Source organism: Euzebya rosea, from assembly GCF_003073135.1.
Taxonomy (GTDB): domain Bacteria; phylum Actinomycetota; class Nitriliruptoria; order Euzebyales; family Euzebyaceae; genus Euzebya; species Euzebya rosea.
On the sequence record NZ_PGDQ01000015.1, the window covers coordinates 75,264 to 94,892 of the forward strand.

The window sequence follows — 19,629 nt, forward strand, 5'->3', positions numbered from 1 at the left end:
CATGGACGGTTCGGACCGTCCTACGCTTCGACAGCCCCCCCGGTTACGAAGTTGTGTGACCGGTGGTGCAGTTCCTGCATCGATCGCAGCGTCGTCGGTCGCCGCACGGACCCGTCGACGGGGAGTGACCCTCGCGGGATCACAGTGACCCTGGCGGGATCACAAATGACCCTCGCGGGATCACAGGGTGGCGGACTGGCCCCAGTCGAGGGCGATCAGCTCGATGCCGTCGTCGGCGAGCACACCCCCGGCCATCCCAGCGATGAACTCGCGACCGGAGGAGGAGAGGTAGAAGTCGTGGATCGGGACGACCTGCTGCGGTGCCAGCCGACGGGCGAACGCGACGCTTGCCGTCGTGGACCCCCACGGCACCAGCAGCGGGAGGGCAAGCACGGGCGCGGTGGTCGCCGGCTGGTAGCTGTCCCCGGGGTGGGTGAACAGCCCGTCGATGGTCCAGGCCCGGTTGGGTGGCCTGGCGCCGGAGGGCACCTGCTCGTGCACGACGTCCTCGACGCTCGTACCGGCCGGTGCGGTGGTGTCCACGGGGATGTCGTGGGTGGCCAGCAGGTCGGCGACCGACTGCGGCCCGTGCACGACGACATCGGTGCCCCGGTCCAGCAGCCAGCGGACGAAGTCGGGGTGCACGTGGTCGCCGTGCTCGTGGGTGATCAGCACCCGCTGCACGTCACCGATGCTGTCCAGGTCGATCGCGCCGGAGGTGAAGGTGAAGAACCCGGGGTCGAACAGCGTCGTCCCGTGGTCGTCGGTCACCGTCAGGCAGGAGTTCGTCAGCCGGCGAAGCGTGGCCATGTCGCGTGTCCTCCGGTGGTCGGGGTCCGTCAGTCGTCGCGGTCGTCGGTGACCTCGAGCGGGGGCAGGTCCTCCAGCGACACGGACTCCCGCTTGATGCCGCGCTCGTAGTCCTTCATCCGCTTGGGGTAGCCGACCTTGCGGGCCTCGTACAGCGGCACGCCGGCGTCCTCGCAGATCTTGCTGGCCTGCTTGGCGTGCTTGACCGGTCGGCGCAGGTACTCGCCGTCCCAGGCGACCAGCAGCAGCGTCATCGCGTAGACCGCGGTGGGAGGTTCGATGAACCCCTCGACGCCCTCGTGGGTGGCGAGGAACTCCTTGAGCTCGCTGATCGCCTTGCCGCTCGGCCCACCGGTCGAGGGCACGTCGTCGTCGCCCTTGCGCCGCTTGAACCGGTCGAACAGTCCCACGCTCGCGGAGTCTAGGGCTGGGGATGCCCCGACGCAGCGCCGGGCGGGTCGTATGGCCGCCCCTCCAGCGTCGGGTCCTCCACCAGCTCCACCAGCACGCCCATGGCGTGCTTGGGGTGGAGGAAGGCCACGGTGCAGCCGCGGCTGCCGGGTCGGGGGTGGTCCTCGACCAGCCGCACGCCGATGTCCTGCAGCTCCTTGAAGGTGGCCTCGATGTCGGCCACGCCGTAGCCGATGTGGTGCACACCCTCGCCGTTGCGCTCCAAGAACTTCGCCACCGGCGAGTCGTCACGCGTCGGCGTCAGCAGCTGGATGAACGACGGGCCGATCGCCAGCAGGGCCTCGGCGACGCCGTCGGTCTCGATGGTCTCCCGATGCGCCACCTCCGCCCCGTACAGGCGCTCGTGGAACGCGATGGCCGCCTCGAGGTCCTCGACGGCGTACCCGACATGATCGATTCGTTGCAGCTTCATCAGGAGGGAATCCTTGCACGTTGTTCGTCGCCGACCGATTCGGTGATCCAGGCGAGCTCCTCCTCGAGGCCCTCGGCGCGGGCCACGGTGACGGCGTCGGCCAGCCGATCGTCGTCGAGCAGGGCCACGACCTCGTCCAGCCGATCGGGATCCTCCAGGTACACCGCGATGCGGAGGATCGCCTCGGTGGACAGCGCATCGACGGTGGCGACCAGCGCGGGGCTGGAGATGCCGCCGACGAAGTCGGCCATGACCAGCCACTCCTCCCGAGCGGCAAGCTCGCGGCCGACGTCGGCGACCACACGGGCCGGCAACGACTGCACGAGGTCGTCCACGACGCGGGGGTCGATCTCCTCGGCGACGTCGGCGAGGAAGCCGGCGGAGAACCGGCCGGACAGCTCCACGGCCTTCTGCGGCGGGGTGACGGCGGTGGTGCGGGCGGCCAGCACCGGACCGAGGGCGTGCTCCGCCAGCTTGGCCGCCAGCGGCGCCGGCACGAAGTTGGCGACGTTGGCCGCACGCTGGAAGGCGTCGCGGCCCTCCTCGAACAGCCGCTCGGCGATGCGGTCGCGCAGCGTGCGGAGGTCCTCCACGGGCAGGCCCGACAGCGGTTCCAGCCGGTCGGGGTCGACCTTCAGCAAGCGCGCGAGCCGCAGCAGCTCCAGGTGGGCGGGGTCGAACCGGCTCACGGCAGGATCACCCGCTTGACCACACCACGGAGGGGGCGGGGGACCAGCCGCAGGGCATCGTCGATGGCCTGCACCAGGTCGGACTCCTGGCCCCTGCGGGCGTCGACGACCAGGCCGGCCAGGTCGTCGACGACGGCCTGGTCCAGCGTGGCCAGCGATCCGGGCGGGGGTTGGCCGAGCGCGTCGCGGAGCGCCGACAGGTCGGCCGACCCGGGGGCGGTGTCGAGGTCGTCGTCGGTGGGAGGCATCGGCGCATCGTCTCGTGCAGCGTCCGCGTGGGCCAACTCTGCGTCGCATCGACGGATACCGTGGGTGCCATGGCGGCGTGGCGGACGGGCGGCAGGACGGTCGGGCTGGTGTTCGTGCTGCTGGCGATCGCGTGCGGTGGGGGCGGCGACGGCGACCCGGTGGCCGACGGCGTCGAGGTGCCCGCGACGTTCGCCACCGACATCGCCAGCGAGCTGCTGGCCCCGCTGGAGGGGCTCGGCGAATGCGGCGAGCAGCCCGAGGCGGTGGCACCGGTGGACAGCGTCGAGGGGCTGCACCTGCCCGACGGTGCACGGCTGACGGCGGTCAGCCAGGACGGCCCGCTCGTGCAGGTCGAGGGCTGGGTGCCGCTGACCCCCATCGGCGTGCGGGCCGACTACGTCAGCGCCGCCAACCTCGAGGTGCTGGAGATCATCAACGTCGAGGACGAGATCTGGGAGTCCGAGACCCTCGTCACCGACGGACAGCACCGCCTGTTCGTCAAGGCGCAGGGGATCTGCCGGACCGAGTCGATCTTCGTCGCCCTGATCACCGCCGAGGACGGCTCGCCCCCGGCCCCGCTGGGACAGGACGGCGGCTGACGCAGGAACGTGGGCATCCGGCGTCGAACCCCCCGGCCATGCGCCTTCGCCTGGTCCTCCTCGCCCTCACCGCTGCCCTGCTGGGCAGCGTCCTGCCCGTGGCCGTCGCCGGCGGTGACGACGTCGCCTGCGTGGACCTCGTGCCCGAGCCGATCGGGTTCGCCGAACGGGTCGTCATCGACCCGGACCGGGCGGGTGGGGAACCGGTGGCCGTCGTCGGCCACGACGGCTCCCTGAACGTCTCGGCCCACGCCGGGACCACCCACCTGTACAAGAACCCCGACGCCCTCGGCGGCGTGGACGACTTTGCGGTCGGCTACACCAACCAGGTGCTGAACTGGCGCTCCGTCGACGGTGGCCGGACGTGGGACTACATCGGCCTCGCCGGGCTGAACACCGGCCCGCACTCCGCCACCTCCACCGGGTTCTCCGACCCCGACTACGCCATCGACCAGGCCGGCAACATCTACAACACCGAGATCGACCTGGCGAACGTGTCGGTCTTCGCCTCGCTGGACGACGGGCAGAGCTACGCGCTGGCCAACCCCGAGGCCACCTCGGGCGACCGGCCGTGGCTGGCGGCGCTGGAGGACGGCGAGGTCTTCCTCTACGTCAACACCGCCCGGCAGCTGTGGCGCTCGACCGACCACGGCGTGACCTGGCTGCCCATCGGCGTCAACGTGCCGATCAACGCCAAGCCCTACCCGGACCCGACGAACCCCGACGACGGCCTGATCGGCCCGGTCGGCCGCAGCTCGATCGCGATCACCGCCGACGACGGCGAGTCGTGGATGGTCCACCAGGGGCCGACCCTGCGCAGCGGCACCCAGTTCTTCGACACCGGCCTGGCCGTCGACGCCGTCGGCAACGCCTACCGGGCCACCGCCGGCCAGGACGGCGACGGGGGGTACGTGGACTTCGGGTACTTCGACCGGGACACCGAGACGTGGGGCGAGGTCAGCCAGATCCCGCTGCCCTTCGAGGGCCGTGCGATGTGGTCGTGGGTCACCGCCGGCGACGAGGATCGGGTCAACGTCAGCTGGATGATGAGCCCGGCCGACGACCCCCGCTCCTTCCACCTGGTCAGCGCCACCACGCTCAACGCGACCGGCACCACGGTCACCTGCCCCGACGGGACCACGGCGTTCGTCCCGCCGCAGTGGAGCGTCGCCGTCGCCACCCCCGATCCCATCCACGTCGGCGCGGTCTGCCTGTCGGGGACGACCTGCAACCTCAACACCGGCGAGGGCGGCGACCGCCGGCTGGGCGACTTCTTCACCACCGAGGTCGACCCGCAGGGGCGCGTCTTCCTCGTCAGCGCCGACACGACGCTGGAGAGCCCGCTGGGCGGACCCAAGCCCGTCGGCAACCCGATCTTCGTGCTGCAGGACGAGGGGCCGCTGCTGTACGAGACCCCCCGCGAGGTGCGCGACACCCGCTGCCTGACCCCGACGGCCGGTACCCCCCTCTGCCAGCGCTGACCGGATCGGTCAGGGGCGGTGGCCGGTGCGGCGCAGCTGCACTGCGTCGACGAAGGCGGGATGGACGTCGCGCAGGGTCGCGCCGCCGTCGTCCTCCGGCCAGCCCCGCACGCCGATGTGCCGGCCGGTCCAGAACATGCCGACCACCATCAGGTACAGCCCGACGACCAGGGCCATGACGAGCATGCCGCCGGCCCGCGAACCGATCAGCCACAGGCCGACGGCCACCCAGGTGAGCAGCAGCGCCGCGAGGATGACCCCGAGCCGGCGACGGCGCAGCGCCACGATCCGGTCGTGCACGCTCGGGGACAGCGGCACCCGCCCGGTCACACCCCGGCTGGTCACGATCGGCACGGCCACCGCGCCGACCATCCACCAGGACGCGAGCGGCGCCCACGACGTGGTGGCCATCGCGGCCAGCAGCAGCAACGCGAGGGGCAGCCACGCCCACGAGGGCGACCGGGCGAACCAGACCGGGGTCGGCAACGCGTCGTGCCGACCCGTCCGGGCGCAGACCAGGGGCAGGTCCCCCGCGAGCTCCTCTGCGTCGATCCGGAGCAGCGAGGTCGTCGTCTCGCTCACGTGTCCGACGCGGTGGCGCCGGCCGTCCCGATCAGGGCGTCCAGCGACGGCTCCTGCAGGACGGGGTCGGGGTCCGGGCGTTCGGTGACCCGTTCGGCCGCCGTGACGAAGTCGTCGTGCACGTGGTCGAGGTGCAGCCACTCGCCCGTGGTGTCGGCCCGCACGGTGACCGCCCAGAGGGTGCCCACGACCGCGACGACGACCTTGGTCACGACCGTGGCCGCCAGGGCCGTCATCGCAACGGTCTGGAGCAGGCCGGACGTGGTCAGCGCGAGCAGGACGAGCACGACGACGGCCACCGAGGTGACGTCGCGGGTCCGCCGCAGCAGGTAGTGCACGCGGGCCACCGACGGCAGCATGCTGACGATCACCGGCAGGGGCTCCGCCGACGCCGTCCGGGGCCACAACCGCGCCCAGGTCGCCCATTCGAGGGCCGGTGGCAGGTCGGAGGTGCGCAGCTGCACCCGGTTGATGCACCGCTCGCCCGTCTTGGCGCAGCGGGCGGGAAGCGACCCTCTGCCGCCCTCTTCGGTACCGACCCAGACTGCTGACATTGCAACGGGATCCTATCCCCATCAAGAATGGTCCTCACGAGCCCGCCTCACCCACCAGGGAGAACCACATGCAAGATGTCGTCATCGTCGGCTACGCCCGGACCCCCATCGGGAAGTTCCAGGGTGGCCTGTCCTCCCTGACCGCCATGGACCTCGGTGGTCGCGCCATCGCCGCCGCCCTCGAGCGGGCCGGTGTGGCCCCCGAGCAGGTCGACCAGGTCTACATGGGCCACGTCCTGCAGGCCGGCCAGGGCCAGATCACCGCTCGCCAGGCCGCGGTCAAGGCCGGCATCCCGATGCACGTCCCGGCCACCACCATCAACAAGGTGTGCCCCTCCGGCATGTCCGCGATCGGGCTGGCCCGCCAGACCCTGATGCTCGGCGAGGCCGACGTCATGGTCGCCGGCGGCATGGAGTCGATGTCCAACGCCCCCTACGTCCTGCCGAAGGCCCGCAGCGGCTACCGGATGGGGCACGGCCAGATCATCGACTCGATGGTCCACGACGGCCTCTGGGATGCCTTCGAGCACGTCCACATGGGTGAGGGCTCCGACGCCAAGAACACCGAGTACACCATCGCCCGCGAGGCGCAGGACGAGTGGTCGGCCATGTCCCACGAGCGGGCGGTCGCCGCGTGGAAGGACGGGCGCTTCGACAACGAGGTCGTGCCCGTCGAGGTGCCCCAGCGCAAGGGCGACCCGCTGGTCGTCGAGCAGGACGAGGGCATGCGTCCCGGCACCACCGCCGAGTCGCTGGGCAACCTGCGTCCGGCGTTCACCCGCGACGGGACCATCACCGCTGGCAACGCCTCGCAGGTCTCCGACGGCGGCGCCGCGCTGGTGCTGACGACCGCCAGCAAGGCCGAGGAGCTGGGCCTGACCCCGCTCGGCCGCATCCTGGCCTACGGCACCGTCGCCGGTCCCGACCCGTCGCTGCACCACCAGCCGGCCGACGCCATCCGCAACGCGGCCGCCAAGGTCGACCTGGACCCGTCGGGCCTGGACCTCTACGAGATGAACGAGGCGTTCGCGTCGGTGGCGATCCACTCCGCCGGCCTGCTCGGCGTCGACAGGACCAAGGTCAACGTCAACGGCGGTGCGGTGGCGCTCGGCCACCCCATCGGCTGCACCGGCGCCCGCATCACCATCAGCCTGCTCAACGAGCTTCGCAACCGCGGTGGCGGCACCGGCGCCGCGTCGCTGTGCGGCGGCGGTGGCCAGGGCGACGCCCTGATCGTCGAGGCGCTGTAACCCACGTCCCCTCCGTGCGCAGCGGTCACCCCGACCGCTGCGCACGGTCGCGTTCCACCCCGCATGACCCCACGTCGTGTGCCACCCGTGTGACCCCACCCGGAGCCCCATGCCCCTCGACACCGCGGACCTCGTGGACCGGCTGCTCGCCGGCCAGCGACGAGCCCTGGCCCGCGCCCTCAGCACCGTCGAGGACGGCGACGACGAGGCGCTGCGTGCGATCGTGGCGGCCCTGCACCCGCGTACCGGCGGCTCGCACCTGATCGGCCTGACCGGGTCGCCGGGGGTGGGGAAGTCCACGCTGACCAGCGCGGTCACCCAGGCGATGCGGTCCCGGGGGCTGACCGTGGCGGTGCTGGCCGTCGATCCCTCCTCACCCTTCTCGGGGGGTGCGCTGCTCGGCGACCGGGTGCGGATGGCCGACCATGCCGTCGACGACGGCGTCTACATCCGCTCGATGGCCACCCGCGGCCACCTCGGGGGGTTGTCGTGGGCCACCCCGCATGCCCTGCTGGTGCTCGAGGCCGCCGGGTTCGACGTCGTCATCGTCGAGACGGTGGGGGTCGGACAGGCCGAGGTCGAGATCGCCAGCATCGCCGACTCCACCGTGGTCGTGCAGGCCCCCGGCATGGGCGACGCCGTGCAGGCCGCCAAGGCCGGGATCATGGAGATCGCCGACATCCACGTGGTGAACAAGGCCGACCGCGACGGCGCGCAGCGCACCCTGCGGGACATCCGCGGGATGCTCGACATGGCACCACCGGGGGAGTGGACGCCGCCGGTCGTGGCCACGACGGCCGCCACCGGTGAGGGTGTCGACGCGCTGGTGGAGGGGTTGCTCGCCCACCGCCGCTGGTCGCTGGAGTCCGGCCGCCACCTGCGGCACCGCCGCGCGGCCGCACGGGTGCAGGTCCGCGAGATCCTGCTGGCCCAGGTCCGGCGGCGCATGGCCGGACTGGACGAGGGGGAGGCGTTGGAGGCCGTCGTCGCGGCGGTGGCCGCGCGCGACATGGACCCCTACACCGCCGCGGACCGCCTGCTGGCCGAGATCGGCTGACCGTCCTCGTCGAGCGCGACGCCCCGACCGGGAAGCGCCCGGCTGACGAGCGCTCGTCCAGCACCGCGGGCGGGGTCGGCCAGTGCCCGGCGGGCACGACGCATCGTCGCCGCCGGCACCGTGCCGGGGCCCGCGACCAGCGTGGCCGCCAGCAGGGCGGTCGCGAGCAGGAACAGGACCGCGGCGATCTCAGGGGCGCCGTCACCGGCCAGACGCGGCAGGTCGAGGTCGATGCCCGGGCGGCGCCACGTCCGGCTGCCGTCGTTGACGACGGCAGCGAGGAGCAGGCCGTTGGTGGCCATCAGCACCGCGGGCACCAGCGTGGCGGCGATCCGTCCGACGCGGCCTGCAGCGGCCAGCAGCACCACGATCGCGGTGGCGACGACCGCCATGCCGCCGATGCCGTAGCGGCCGTGCAACGACCCGCCCGAGGCGTGGAACTCCAGCGCGGCCAACGCCAGGAACGCCACCAGCACCCCGCAGGCCGTCCAGCACACCACGACGGGGTTGCGACGCAGGCGGACGTCCCAGCCGCGCCGACGTACGGGTGACCGGCGCGGTCCGCGCACCCATCGGGCAAGGCCGAGTCCGGCCCCGACCAGGCCCGCGACCAGCACGGCCTCGGTCAGGTCGGCGCGGAGCCCGCCCGCCCAGTGCCCCGTGGTCAGGTCGGCCAGCATCCGGTCCCACAGGCGCAGCCACACGACACGGCTGCCGAGCAGCGTCGCGAGGGGCTCGTTGAGGTCACGCTGGAACTTATCCAGCAGCCACGTGGAGGCGGTCGGGTCGCCGTAGCGCACGACGTTGCCGATCCAGAAGGCGGCAGGGGGGATCACGGCAAGCGCCCAGAGGGCCTGCCGCGGTCGCAGGCGCGGGCGGTCGACCTGCGCGGTGCGCCACCACCCGTAGGCCACGAGCGCCCACATCAGCCCGATCGCCGGCAGGACGGTCACGCGGGTCAACCCGCCGACGGCCGTCAGCAGCGCCAGGAGGGGAAGGGTGCGTCGCCCGGGACCCCGCAGCGCGGTCTCGACCCCCAGCAGCAGGCAGCACGTGGTCATGGCGAACCCGGCCGTGTCGTTGAAGACCACGCCGGCGAGGTGGGACAGGGTCGGTGTGACCGCCACGGTCGTGGCGGCCAGCGCACCGACGGCGTGGGGTCCCCAGCGCCGTCGTGCGCGCCCACGGACGGGCTGGGCCAGGCGGCCGGCCAGCACCCCCGTCGCCCACACGCCGAGCACCAGCCAGGCGGTGGACACGAGCCTTGCCAGCGCCATGCCGCCGCCGCGGCCGATCAAGCCGTCGCCGATCCACAGGGCGGTGCCCTGGAGGGCGTAGGGCAGCGGGGGGTGGTTGGCGGTCCAGATGTCGAGGCGGCCCTGCCGCCCCTGGTCACGCTCCCAGTACAGCCGCTGGGCCAGTCCGGGCTGGCGCAGGTCACGCGGGATGGGGTCGTCGATGGACGGCACCCGGCCGTGCTCGACCAGCTCGGTGGCGTAGGCGACGTGGGCGGTTTCGTCCACGGGCCAGAAGGTCGGCACCACCACGAGGTGGGCGATCCCCAGGAGTGCGGCCAGCACCATTGCCGGCCACAGGTGTCGAATGTTCAACGATGCCGATAGTAGGCACGTCGAGGCGGCCCGGGAACGGGCCGGTTGGCCGAGGGGGAAGGTGCCTAGCGGGTGTGGCGGCCGTGGATCAGCTTCATGGCCTGCTCGGCCAGCCCGAAGATCCATCCGGGACGCTGGAAGCTGGCGAACTCCATGCCGAGGTCCAGGCGTCGCTTGGTGATCGCGCGGGCCTGGGTGAACTCCTTGAGGCCGTCGGCGCCGTGGATGCGCCCGAAGCCCGACTCGCCACGGCCGCCGAAGGGCAGCTCGGGAAGGGCCGCGAAGCGCAGGACGCTGTTGACGCTCACCATGCCGCAGTTCAGCTGGCGAGCCAGGGCCATGCCGCGACGCTTGCTGAAGACCGTCGCACCGAGCCCGTAGGAGGAGTCGTTGGCCTGCCGGACCGCGTCGTCCATGTCGGACACCCTGACGATCGGCAGGATCGGCCCGAAGGTCTCCTCGGTCATCAGGGAGCTGTCGAGCGGCACGTCGGTGACCACGACCGGGTCGACGTAGGGGTCGCGGATGGACTCGAGGCCCCCGACGACGGCCCGTGCCCCACGGTCGAGGGCGTCGGTGACGTGGCGGCGGATGATGTCGATCTGCGACGGCATGGTGATGGGGCCGTAGTCGGCCTCGTCGTCGTCGCCGGCGCGGATGCCCTGCGCCTGCGCGACCACCTCGTCGACGAAGACGTCGTGCACGTCGGTGTGGACGTAGACGCGCTCCACGCCGGCACAGGTCTGCCCGCCGTTGGCGCAGCCACCCCACAGCGCCGCCTCGGCGGCCTTGGTGAGGTCGGCGTCGGCGTCCACGAGCATGGCGTCCTTGCCGCCGCACTCCATGACGACCTTGGTCAGGTTCTCCGCGCACGCGGCCATGACCTTGCGGCCGGTGGCGGCGGACCCGGTGAAGGCCAGCACGTCGATGCCCGGGTTGGCGCACAGCGCCGCGCCGGTTTCGCCCTTGCCGGTGATGACCTGCAGGACGGGTTCCTCGTCGACGACCTCCGCGAACAGCTCGGCCAGCCGCACACCGACCCCGGTGGTGTACTCCGACGGCTTGAAGACCACGGCGTTGCCGGCGGCGAGGGCGTAGGAGATCGAGCCCATCGGCGTGTGCAGCGGGTAGTTCCACGGCCCGATGACGCCGACGACGCCGGCGGGCAGGTACTCGAGGTAGCCGACGTGGTCGATCTGCAGCGGCGTGCCCCCGACCCGCCGCGGCTTCATGATCTTCGCGGCGTTGCGTGCAGCCCAGTCGAGGTGGTCGGTGACCAGCAGGATCTCGAGGAGGGCGTCCTCGTGCGGCTTGCCGTTCTCGACGTGCATCAGCTCGCACAGCTGCTCGCTCTGCCGGGCGATCAGGCCCTTCCAGGCCAGCAGGCGGTGCTTGCGCCCGTCGAACCCGAGGTCACGCCACCAGGCCGCTGCGGCGCGGGACCGGATGACGGCGTTGTCGACGTCGGCTGCCGAGTGGACGGGGTAGGTGGCGATCGTCTCGCCCGTGGCGGGGTTGAGCGACACGAACGTGTCGTCGATGTGCAGGTCCCTGGCGGTGTCGGTCGAATCGGCCATGCGCGCGTGCGGCTCCTCGGGCGTGGGGTGGGGCGTGCTGCTCATCATCGGGCACCCACGTCGTCGGCACACGACGAACGCATGAGTGAACAGTGATAAGTCAACTCTCCCAGCACACGGGCAGGAGTGTCAAGGCCGACCGGCCAGCCCCCCGGTCGCGGTCCCGAGCCGGCCCGTCAGTCGACGGGCCTGTCAGTCGAACAGGCTGTCGATGCGGACGCGAGCGCGGGCCCGGGCGGCCTCACGGCGTGGCGTCGTCGGACGGTGCCGCTGCAGGTGGTACCCGTCGACGTCCCGACGGATGGCGATGCGTCCCTCGGCCGGCGTCGGGTGCACCACCGCCGCGGCATCCAGCCAGATGGCGTCGTCCCCATCGCGCAACGCGGCGGCGGTCGAGACCCAGCCGTCCTGCCCGACCACGAGCGCGCCGACGGTCGTCAGGGTCCGACGCGGGGTGGCCAGTAGGCTGCCCTCGACGCTGTCGACGGCGTCGAAGGCCGCCCAGATGTCCTCGGGCAGGTCGACGGCGGCGAGCGAGGTGTCGGCGTCGACGACGAGCGGGGCGCCGCCGCTCCAGCGCGCGAGCAGCAGTCCGAAGGCTGCGACGATCAGCAGTTGGACCATGGCCGGCATCTCCTGGGGTGCGGGGGCTGTAGTCCTTGATCGGATGCCGGCATGCATGCCTTAGCGCTCCGACGTCGATCGACGCCATCGGCTGCGGGCGTCCTGCCCCACGGTCAGCTGGGTGCGGGGGTGGCGTCGCCCCGACCGGAGTCCGCACCCTCGTCGTTGGTCTGCGCGCCGGGCAGCGGGATGGGGACGAGCTGCCCCGACGACTCCGTCGGCCCGCTCGTGGGCTCCGGCGCGGTGGGTGCCGGCGTCGGCGTGGGGGTCGGTTCCGGTTCGGGTTCCGTCGTCGGGTCCGGCTCGGGCTCCTCCGTGGGCTCCGGTGTGGTCGGGGTGGCGGTGGGCTCCACGGGCACCTCGGGGGCCGTGGTCTCCACGGGTGTCGTCGCCGGGGGTGTGGTCGGCACGATCGAGGGGGTGGCGGTGGGCGTGGGGCCGGACGTGCCGTCGGAGTCCGAGGACGCCGCCACGAACGCCGCGACCGCGATGCCGACCAGCGCGAGGAAGCCCAGGATCGTCCACACGGTGCTGGCGATCCCGCGGCGCCTGGGGCGGCTCGGTGGGGGAGCTGGCGGTCGTGGTGGCAACGACGTCACCAACGTCTCGGTCCGGCCGTCGGGTCCGCCCCGGCGAGGGGGAGGCCCGACGCCCGGGGGAGGGGGCGGTGCGGCGGGGGGCAGCACGGGGATGGCCCTCGTGGCGGCCGAGACCGCAGCCGGTGCGCCCGCTGCGCCCGCGAGGAGCATGCCGCGCATGGTGCCGGCATCACGTGGCCGCTCGGCGGGATCCTTGGCCAGCGCGCTCTCGATGGTGGACACGAGCTGCGGGTCGAGCCCCTCCCTGACCTCGTGCAGGGGAGGGAGGGGGTCGGTGCGGTGCATCATCGCCAGGGTCAGCGGGTTGGCGTGCTCGAACGGCGGGTGGCCGGCCAGCATCTCCCAGAAGACCACCCCGGCGGAGTACAGGTCGGATCGTGTCGTGGCGGCCTCGCCGGTGGCGACCTCGGGGGCGGTGTACTTGGGGGTGCCGAGGAACTGGTTGAGCTGCGTCAGGTCGCGGCCGGCGGCGACGAGCGACTTGGCGATCCCGAAGTCGCCGAGCTTCGCGCCGTCGCCGGCCAGCAGGATGTTGGCCGGCTTGATGTCGCGGTGGACGACGCCCGTCTCGTGGGCGGCCTCGAGCGCGGACAGGATCTCGGTCATGACGACAACCGCGTCGTCGACGGGCAGGGGGCCGATCTCGGTCATGTGCTCGCGGAGGGAGGGGCCGTCGACCAGCTCCATGGCCATCCACGGGGTCTCGTGGTCCACCCCGGCGTCGTACACACGGACGATGTTGCGGTGGTTCAGCGAGCCGGCCAGCCGCGCCTCGCGCAGGAACCGCTCGCGGAGGGTCGCGTCCTTGCCGATGTCCTCGCGCAGCAGCTTCAGGGCGATGTCGCGGTCCAGGACGCGGTCGTGCGCTCGGTGGACGTTGGCCATGCCCCCCGAGCCCAGCGACTCGCGGATCTCGTACCGGCCGGCGATGACACGCATGGCTGCCCAGTCTTGCGCGAAACGCCGGCCGGTGTGGGAGGGCCGGCGATGTCCGGCGGTTCGGTGGCCGACGGTTGTCGGGTTCCTGCGACGGGCGGCCCGTTTGCCGACACGCGTCCGGGGTGGGCAGCGCTCAGACGGCGGCGGCGAGGGCGCGGACCTGGTCGGTGTCGAGCAACCCGGGCACGAGCGTGCGGCTGGCCAGGATCACCGGTACGCCACCGACGCCGTCGCGACGGTGGGTCGCCATGAGTCGCCGTCGCGACGCCAGGGCCACGCGGTCGCTCAGCAGGTCGCCGACCGCCGTGCGGTCCAGCCCGGCGTCGTCGGCGATGTGGACGAGGGTCTCGATGTCGTCGATCGTGCGCTGCTGCTCCCAGAAGGCCCGGTAGACCGCGAGGCGCAGCTCGTGGGCCCGTTCGGTCGTCTCACCGTGGGCCAGGAGCACGTGTGCAAGCCCGGTCGGCGGCAACGACCGGGGACGACGCAGCGACAGGCCCTCGGCCGCCGCCACCGGGGTCAGGCGGTCGATCACGGCCAGCGTGTCGAGGTCGACGGGCATCGCCATGTCGATCCCGATGGCCTCGAAGCCCTCGAAGGCGATCGGCAGCCCCTCCCTGGCGAGGGCGGTCAGGCGCATCACGGCCACGGCGGCCGCCGGGGAGGTCGGGTCGTGGAACAGGGTCACCGCGTCGCTCATGCCACCCATCATGGGGGAACCCGCACCATCGGCGGCCCGTCGTTCGTCCAAGGCCTGCGATGGTTCGCGGTTTCCCCTTCATCTCAGCGCGCGCGGCTGCCGCTCTGTCCCTCCTGGGACTGCTGGTGGCCGCACTCGTCGTGCCCGCGTTCGCGTCGGAGTGGGCGGTGGTCGGCGGCGGCCCCGCTGATCCCGCGGCGTGGCCCTCGACGGTCGCGCTGATCCGGGCCGACGCGTCCGACGACGTGGCCGGACAGTTCTGCACCGGAACTGCCGTCGCCGAGGACCTCGTGCTGACGGCCGCCCACTGCTTCTCCTCGATCACGGGCGAGCAGTCGCGCACCGCATCCGACGTGCGGGTGGTGGCCGGACGGGCGGACCTGACCGACCGCAGCGTGGGCACGGACCGGCTGGGCGTCGACCTGTACGTGCACCCCGACTTCATGGCCGCCAACCACCACAACGACGTGGCCCTGCTGCGCGTCGATGCACCCCTCCACGTGCCCGTCCAGCGGCTTGCCGAGGCCGGCAGGGCCACGCCCGATCCCGACACGGTCGGCGTCATCCTCGGCTGGGGGCGGACGGGGTCGGGGCCCGAGGCCTCGTCCTCGTCGACCGCGGTGCTGCACGAGGCCCATGTGCCGATCGTCTCGGCGGCCTCGTGCGCCGACGCCTTCGACCCCTCACCCGATCCCTCCCTGCACATCTGTGCCGGGGGCGGCGGGACCGAGGACGATCCCCGACCCGACGCCTGCCGCGGCGACTCGGGCGGTCCGCTGCTGTTCCCGGTCGCCGACGAACCCGCCGAGCAGTTCGGCATCACCGCCTTCGGGTCGCCCCAGTGCGGCGTGGGCCAGCCCGGCGTGTACGCCAGCGTCGCCGCAGCCCGCCCGTTCATCGACGACGTCATCGCCGGCAACGTGGGACCGACCGTGCCCGAGGACGACCCCACGTTGGTCGACCGGGTCGTGCGCGTGGCGGCCGACTCGACGACGACGACGTCGCCGATCGAGCAGGCCGTGGCGTCCTCTCGCGCGGTCTTCGCCGAGGCCAGCAGCGACGTGGCCGTCATCACCCGCGACGACGCGTTCCCCGACGGGTTGGCCGGCAGCGCTCTGCTCTACGGCCGTGGACCGCTGCTGTTCACCTCCTCCCGGGGCCCCCTGGCCGACGCGACCCGGCAGGAGCTCCGCCGTGCGCTTCGCCCCGGCGCCACGGTGTACGTCCTCGGCGGCCGGGCGGCCGTCCCGGAGGAGGCCGTCGAGGCGGTGCGCGCGGAGGGATTCGTCCCGGTCCGCCTCGCCGGTGACAGCCGCGAGACAACCGCGGTCGCGGTCGCCGACGAGGTCGTCGCCCGCTACGGCAAGGACAACCGACCCCCGTTCGGCACGGTCGTGCTCGCGACGTCCGGGGCGTGGCCGGACGCCGTGCTGGCCGGGCAGCTGTCGGTGTGGTGGGGCTACCCGATCCTGCTGGTGCCGGCCGACCGGATGCCGGAAGCGGTGGAGGCCGCCCTGCGGCGCATGCAGGTCGACCGCCTGCTCGTCGTCGGTGGCCCGTCCGCGGTCAGCGACACGGTGGTCGACGTGGCCGCCCGGGTGAGCGGCGCCGATGAGGTCCAGCGGCTCGCGGGTGCCAGCCGGGCCGAGACCGGCAGCCAGATCGCGGCGTTCCATCGCCTGGAGCTCGCCGCGCGTGGACAGGCCCCTCCCGACACCGCGGTCGCCGTCAACGTGCGTCGCGACGACGGGTATGCCCACATCCTCTCCGCCGTGCCGATCGTCGGCGCCACGGCCGGGGTGTTCGTGCCGGTCGAGGGCGAGCACGGCGACGTCCTGCCGGGCCTGGTCGAGCTCCGCATCTGCGGCATGGGTGCGCAACCCCTCGCCGTCGGCGGCCATGACCTGATCACCGACGACGTGATGACCCGGGTCGCCCGAACGCTGGGGCAAGCAGCCTGCTGACGTCGCGACGGGCCCGCCGTGGTGGCGGGCCCGTCGAGGATGCTGGGTTGAGCCGTGGCTAGCCGAAGACGAGGTCGGCGATGCGACCGCGGTGCCACGACGCCGTCCCGTAGGCCCCCTCCAGCGCCTTGCCGCGCTTGAGCCACAGGTGCAGGTCGTGCTCCCAAGTGAAGCCGATGCCACCGTGGGCCTGCAGGGAGTTGGTGTTGGCCGTGCGCTCGGCGTCGGAGGCGAAGGACTTCGCGACGCTGACCGCCTCGACCCGGTCGTCGGTGTCGTGCTGGACGGCGTAGGCGGCGTACCAGGTCGCGGCGCGTGAGGTCTCGACCTCGAGCACCGTCTCGGCCAGCAGGTGCTTGACCGCCTGGAACGACCCCACGGGACGGCCGAACTGCTCGCGCTCCATGACGTAGGCGACGCTCATCTCCAGCACCTGCTGCCCGATGCCGTTGAGCCAGGCCGCCGTGGCGGTGGCCGCCCGGTCGAACGCCCGCGCCGCGGCTGCCGGATCGTCGGTGAGGAGGGTGTCCGGACCGGTCGTTGCCGTGACGGTGAAGACCCGGCGGGCGCCGTCGAGCGACGCCTGCGGGGTGGCCTCGAACTCGGTGGTGAGGTGCAGGGCACCGTCCACCTCGACCAGCAGCGCGTCGGCGATGTGGGCGTCGGCGACCAGCGGCGCGCCGCCGAGCTGGACCGTCACCACGGCCTCACCGGCGGCGATCTTCGGCAACCACTCCGCCTTCAGCTCCTCCGAGCCGTAGTCGGCGATGGTCGGCGCGGCGACGGCAGCGACCTCGAGGAACGGTTCGGGCAGGTTCGCCCGTCCGGCTTCCTCCAGGAGGAGCGACATGTCGACGTCGCCCATGCCGAGGCCACCGTGCTCCTCGGGGATGGCCACGCCGACGAAGCCGGTCTCGGCCAGCTGCGCCCAGCGCTTGGGGTCACGGCCGGTCTCGGACTCCCACGCCTCGCGGACGACGGAGGCCGGGTACTCGCCGGTCAGGAACTCACGTGCACCCGACGCCAGGTCCTTGGCGTCGTCGGTGAAGTCGAACTGCATGGTGGCCTCCTACTTCCCAGCCACACGCGGTTCCTTGGGCAGCCCAAGGACGCGCTCGGCGATGATGTTCTTCTGGATCTGCGTGGTGCCGGCGTAGATGCACGCCGCACGCGAGTACCAGTACTTCTTGTGCCAGGTGCCGTGGTCGACGGCGGCGTCGGCCTCGGGCGCCAGCTCGGCCAGCGGGCCCATGACGTCCATCCCGGTCTCGAAGATGTCGCGCTCCATCGTCGACCAGAACAGCTTGTTGAGGCTGGCTTCCGGCCCGACGGGTTTGCCGTTGGTGATGGAGGTGAGGGTGCGCTGGCCGTTGCGGCGGAACACCTGGTTGCGGACGTGGAGGGCGGCGATGCGGTCGCGGACCTTGGGGTCGTCCTGGGCACCGACGCTGCGGACGATGTCGACGAGGCCGTCGAGGTCCTTCTGGAAGCGGACGTGGCTGCCGAGGCCCGTGCCACGTTCGAACGACAGGGTCGTCATGGCGACCTGCCAGCCGTTGTCGACGCCACCGACGACGTTCTCGGCGGGGACCCGGACGTCGTCGAAGAAGACCTCGGCGAACCCGGCGTCGTTGTTGATCTGGTTGATCGGACGGACCTCGATGCCCGGAGTGGACATGTCGATCATCAGGTAGGTGATGCCCTTGTGCTTCGGCACGTCGGGGTTGGTCCGGACGAGGGTGAAGATCCAGTCGGCGAAGCGGCCTCCGGAGGTCCAGATCTTCTGGCCGTTGACGACGTAGTGGTCGTCCTCGAGCACCGCCGTCGTGCGGATCGCGGCCAGGTCCGAGCCGGCGTCGGGCTCGGAGAAGCCCTGGCACCAGATGTCCTCACAGGACAGGATCCCGGGCAGCCACTGGGCCTGCTGCTCGGGGGTGCCGTGGACCATGAGCGTCGGGCCGGCAAGGCCGAGGCCGAGGGTGTTGATGCGCTGCGGACCGTTCGCCCGTGCGTACTCCTCGGCGAAGACCGCCTGGGTCATGAGGTCGGCGTCACGGCCACCGAAGGCCTTGGGCCAGTGGATCGCGGCGTAGCCGGCGTCGAAGAGGGCGCGCTCCCAGGCCCGGTACAGCTCGAACTCCTCCTTGCCCTTGACGGGAGGCAGGTCGGGCACGTTGGCGGCCAGCCAGGTGGACACCTCCTCGCGGAAGGCCTGCATCTCTGGCGTTTCTCGGAGGTCCACTACGATCCTTTCAGGTCAACTGACTCTGGTCAGTTTGTATACCCCTCGCGGGGTGCTCGCCCAATCCCGTTTCGGTCGACGGTCAGGGTTGAGACCGGGTATCCCGTCGGGACGCTCGCTACCGTGTGGCCATGCCGGTCATGGTCGTGGGAGTCGAGAACGTCGTCGGTCGTCGTGCCGTGGAGCTGCTGGTCCCTCGCGGAGGTGAGGTACGCGTCTTCGTGCAGGCTGCTGCGACGGACGGTGTCGAGGAGGAACGGCTGGCCGACCCCGATTCCTTCCGAGCCATGGGCTGCAAGGTGGCGCACGGGTTCCTCGACGACGAGGCCCACCTCGAGACCGCCCTCGAGCAGGTCCACACCGTCCTGCTGCTGGCCGGCCGTCCGACGGACGATCCGGACGTGTACCTGGACCGGGCAGCGACCGTCATCAGCGCGGCCATCGGTGCGGGGTGTCGACGGCTGGTGCTGCTCAGCGACCTGGCGGTGACGGAGTCGGGAGGCAACCCGTGGCTCGAGGCGCTCGCCGAGGCGGAGTCGTTGGCTGCCGACGCGCCGATGGAGTCGGTCGTGCTCCGCTCCGCCCTGCTGTACGGGCACGACGACCCGTTGACCGTGGCGCTGGCCGCAGGCGCGGCAGGGGAGGGGGCGTCGGGTGCCCACTGGCCGATCGCTGCCGACGACGTGGCCATGGCTGCGGTGCTGGCCGACGCCGAACGCGAGCTGGACACATCCCTGCATGTGGTCGTCGACGTTGCCGGACCGGTCCGGGTGACGACCGCGGAGCTCGCCGCCGCGTTGGCGGACGTGGTGCCCGCGGAGGACGGCGAGCCGCTTCCGCCCGCCGCCCTGGACCTGGTGCACCGGGAGGTCGAGCGTCCCGACGGTGCGCTCGGCGTCAGCGGCGCGATGCTCGAGGACTTCGGCGCCTCCGTGGGCCAGCGGTAGAACCCGAGCTGGGGGACCGGCCGGTCTCGCCGACCGATCCCGCCCACACAGCCGCGTAGGTCGTGGAGCCGGGGCCCGGCCGGCCTCGATCGATCCTTCCCCACAGAGCTGCGTTGGTCGCACCTCGTGGCGACAATGCGGTGGGTGGTCGGGCTGCAACTAGGCGAGACATCCCCGCCCAGCCCGCTGTTCCGCGTGGCCGGCCGGCCTGCCTCCGCACCATCCACCGCTGCGGGACCACCTCTCCAGGCTCCCTGACCTGGACCGAGCAGG

20 protein-coding genes are annotated in these 19,629 nt (G+C 72.3%); 6 read left to right on the forward strand and 14 right to left on the reverse strand.

The features are described from left to right. Positions 1-180 precede the first annotated feature (180 nt). Genes CUC05_RS18840 through CUC05_RS18860 form a run of 5 tightly spaced genes read right to left on the reverse strand, consistent with a single transcriptional unit; the run spans position 181 to position 2,630 of the window. Entirely contained in the window at positions 181-810 is a 630-nt protein-coding gene (locus CUC05_RS18840) for an MBL fold metallo-hydrolase (protein WP_108667672.1), read from the reverse strand. A gap of 29 nt (positions 811-839) precedes the next feature. Further along, positions 840-1,220 (reverse strand): hypothetical protein, encoded by a 381-nt coding sequence (locus CUC05_RS18845; protein ID WP_205712431.1) that lies wholly within the window; start codon positions 1,218-1,220, stop codon positions 840-842. An 11-nt stretch (positions 1,221-1,231) separates the two neighbouring features. Continuing rightward, positions 1,232-1,693: a methylmalonyl-CoA epimerase gene (gene mce / locus CUC05_RS18850; RefSeq protein ID WP_108667673.1), complete on the reverse strand. Its 462-nt coding sequence runs from the start codon at positions 1,691-1,693 to the stop codon at positions 1,232-1,234. Then, entirely contained in the window at positions 1,693-2,382 is a 690-nt protein-coding gene (locus CUC05_RS18855) for a hypothetical protein (protein WP_108667674.1), read from the reverse strand. The genes mce and CUC05_RS18855 overlap by 1 nt, the downstream gene beginning before the upstream one ends. After that, positions 2,379-2,630 (reverse strand): hypothetical protein, encoded by a 252-nt coding sequence (locus CUC05_RS18860; RefSeq protein ID WP_108667675.1) that lies wholly within the window; start codon positions 2,628-2,630, stop codon positions 2,379-2,381. Before CUC05_RS18860 ends, CUC05_RS18855 begins: the two co-directional genes overlap by 4 nt. A 69-nt stretch (positions 2,631-2,699) precedes the next feature. Here CUC05_RS18860 and CUC05_RS18865 point away from each other — a divergent pair, with 69 nt between their 5' ends. Both CUC05_RS18865 and CUC05_RS18870 read left to right on the forward strand, forming a co-directional pair. Then, positions 2,700-3,230 carry a hypothetical protein gene (locus tag CUC05_RS18865; protein WP_157965757.1) on the forward strand — a complete coding sequence of 177 codons (531 nt, stop codon included), beginning with the start codon at positions 2,700-2,702 and terminating at the stop codon, positions 3,228-3,230. A 38-nt stretch (positions 3,231-3,268) separates the two neighbouring features. Then, the gene (locus CUC05_RS18870) at positions 3,269-4,711 is read left to right on the forward strand and encodes a hypothetical protein (protein WP_108667677.1); all 1,443 of its coding nucleotides are present in this window, start codon (positions 3,269-3,271) and stop codon (positions 4,709-4,711) included. A gap of 9 nt (positions 4,712-4,720) precedes the next feature. Here the strand turns inward: CUC05_RS18870 and CUC05_RS18875 are convergent, their stop codons facing one another. Then, positions 4,721-5,293, reverse strand: coding sequence for a hypothetical protein (locus tag CUC05_RS18875; RefSeq protein ID WP_108667678.1), 573 nt, complete (start codon positions 5,291-5,293; stop codon positions 4,721-4,723). Then, complete coding sequence (locus CUC05_RS18880; RefSeq protein ID WP_108667679.1) at positions 5,290-5,847, reverse strand: hypothetical protein; 558 nt, start codon at positions 5,845-5,847, stop codon at positions 5,290-5,292. Before CUC05_RS18880 ends, CUC05_RS18875 begins: the two co-directional genes overlap by 4 nt. 68 nt (positions 5,848-5,915) lie before the next feature. Between CUC05_RS18880 and CUC05_RS18885 the strand changes: the two genes are divergently transcribed. After that, entirely contained in the window at positions 5,916-7,097 is a 1,182-nt protein-coding gene (locus tag CUC05_RS18885; RefSeq protein WP_108667680.1) for an acetyl-CoA C-acetyltransferase, read from the forward strand. Between the two features lie 109 nt (positions 7,098-7,206). Then, positions 7,207-8,154 carry a methylmalonyl Co-A mutase-associated GTPase MeaB gene (meaB, locus tag CUC05_RS18890; RefSeq protein ID WP_108667681.1) on the forward strand — a complete coding sequence of 316 codons (948 nt, stop codon included), beginning with the start codon at positions 7,207-7,209 and terminating at the stop codon, positions 8,152-8,154. Here the strand turns inward: meaB and CUC05_RS18895 are convergent. From CUC05_RS18895 to CUC05_RS18915, 5 genes are all read right to left on the reverse strand, one after another. Next, positions 8,115-9,764, reverse strand: a complete 1,650-nt coding sequence (locus CUC05_RS18895; protein WP_157965758.1) for a hypothetical protein — start codon at positions 9,762-9,764, stop codon at positions 8,115-8,117. The two genes, meaB and CUC05_RS18895, sit on opposite strands and share 40 nt — an antisense overlap. A 65-nt stretch (positions 9,765-9,829) precedes the next feature. After that, positions 9,830-11,341, reverse strand: coding sequence for an aldehyde dehydrogenase family protein (locus tag CUC05_RS18900; protein WP_108667763.1), 1,512 nt, complete (start codon positions 11,339-11,341; stop codon positions 9,830-9,832). A gap of 192 nt (positions 11,342-11,533) precedes the next feature. Then, positions 11,534-11,965 carry a hypothetical protein gene (locus CUC05_RS18905; RefSeq protein ID WP_157965759.1) on the reverse strand — a complete coding sequence of 144 codons (432 nt, stop codon included), beginning with the start codon at positions 11,963-11,965 and terminating at the stop codon, positions 11,534-11,536. 113 nt (positions 11,966-12,078) lie between these two features. Beyond that, a complete protein-coding gene (locus tag CUC05_RS18910; protein ID WP_108667684.1) occupies positions 12,079-13,503 on the reverse strand; it encodes a serine/threonine-protein kinase in 1,425 nt (474 codons plus the stop codon). A 133-nt stretch (positions 13,504-13,636) separates the two neighbouring features. Further along, positions 13,637-14,203: a DsbA family oxidoreductase gene (locus tag CUC05_RS18915; RefSeq protein WP_157965760.1), complete on the reverse strand. Its 567-nt coding sequence runs from the start codon at positions 14,201-14,203 to the stop codon at positions 13,637-13,639. A 125-nt stretch (positions 14,204-14,328) separates the two neighbouring features. On the opposite strand from CUC05_RS18915, the gene CUC05_RS18920 reads away from it, so the two are divergent. Beyond that, the gene (locus CUC05_RS18920; protein WP_170128060.1) at positions 14,329-16,167 is read left to right on the forward strand and encodes a trypsin-like serine protease; all 1,839 of its coding nucleotides are present in this window, start codon (positions 14,329-14,331) and stop codon (positions 16,165-16,167) included. Between the two features lie 58 nt (positions 16,168-16,225). Here the strand turns inward: CUC05_RS18920 and CUC05_RS18925 are convergent, their stop codons facing one another. Both CUC05_RS18925 and CUC05_RS18930 read right to left on the reverse strand, forming a co-directional pair. After that, positions 16,226-17,227, reverse strand: coding sequence for an acyl-CoA dehydrogenase family protein (locus CUC05_RS18925; protein ID WP_108667687.1), 1,002 nt, complete (start codon positions 17,225-17,227; stop codon positions 16,226-16,228). Between the two features lie 9 nt (positions 17,228-17,236). Beyond that, on the reverse strand, positions 17,237-18,409 hold the full coding sequence (locus CUC05_RS18930) for an acyl-CoA dehydrogenase (protein ID WP_157965761.1): 1,173 nt from the start codon (positions 18,407-18,409) through the stop codon (positions 17,237-17,239). A 131-nt stretch (positions 18,410-18,540) separates the two neighbouring features. Here CUC05_RS18930 and CUC05_RS18935 point away from each other — a divergent pair, with 131 nt between their 5' ends. Continuing rightward, entirely contained in the window at positions 18,541-19,356 is an 816-nt protein-coding gene (locus tag CUC05_RS18935) for an NAD(P)H-binding protein (protein WP_157965762.1), read from the forward strand. Positions 19,357-19,629: the final 273 nt, after the last annotated feature.

Coding starts and splice junctions, on each gene's coding strand:
- CUC05_RS18840 (WP_108667672.1), bottom strand. CDS start 810: ATGGCCACGCTTCGCCGGCTGACGAACTCCTGCCTGACGGTGACCGAC.
- mce (WP_108667673.1), bottom strand. CDS start 1,693: ATGAAGCTGCAACGAATCGATCATGTCGGGTACGCCGTCGAGGACCTC.
- CUC05_RS18860 (WP_108667675.1), bottom strand. CDS start 2,630: ATGCCTCCCACCGACGACGACCTCGACACCGCCCCCGGGTCGGCCGAC.
- CUC05_RS18865 (WP_157965757.1), top strand. CDS start 2,700: ATGGCGGCGTGGCGGACGGGCGGCAGGACGGTCGGGCTGGTGTTCGTG.
- CUC05_RS18870 (WP_108667677.1), top strand. CDS start 3,269: ATGCGCCTTCGCCTGGTCCTCCTCGCCCTCACCGCTGCCCTGCTGGGC.
- CUC05_RS18880 (WP_108667679.1), bottom strand. CDS start 5,847: ATGTCAGCAGTCTGGGTCGGTACCGAAGAGGGCGGCAGAGGGTCGCTT.
- CUC05_RS18885 (WP_108667680.1), top strand. CDS start 5,916: ATGCAAGATGTCGTCATCGTCGGCTACGCCCGGACCCCCATCGGGAAG.
- meaB (WP_108667681.1), top strand. CDS start 7,207: ATGCCCCTCGACACCGCGGACCTCGTGGACCGGCTGCTCGCCGGCCAG.
- CUC05_RS18900 (WP_108667763.1), bottom strand. CDS start 11,341: ATGGCCGATTCGACCGACACCGCCAGGGACCTGCACATCGACGACACG.
- CUC05_RS18905 (WP_157965759.1), bottom strand. CDS start 11,965: ATGGTCCAACTGCTGATCGTCGCAGCCTTCGGACTGCTGCTCGCGCGC.
- CUC05_RS18910 (WP_108667684.1), bottom strand. CDS start 13,503: ATGCGTGTCATCGCCGGCCGGTACGAGATCCGCGAGTCGCTGGGCTCG.
- CUC05_RS18915 (WP_157965760.1), bottom strand. CDS start 14,203: ATGAGCGACGCGGTGACCCTGTTCCACGACCCGACCTCCCCGGCGGCC.
- CUC05_RS18925 (WP_108667687.1), bottom strand. CDS start 17,227: ATGCAGTTCGACTTCACCGACGACGCCAAGGACCTGGCGTCGGGTGCA.
- CUC05_RS18935 (WP_157965762.1), top strand. CDS start 18,541: ATGCCGGTCATGGTCGTGGGAGTCGAGAACGTCGTCGGTCGTCGTGCC.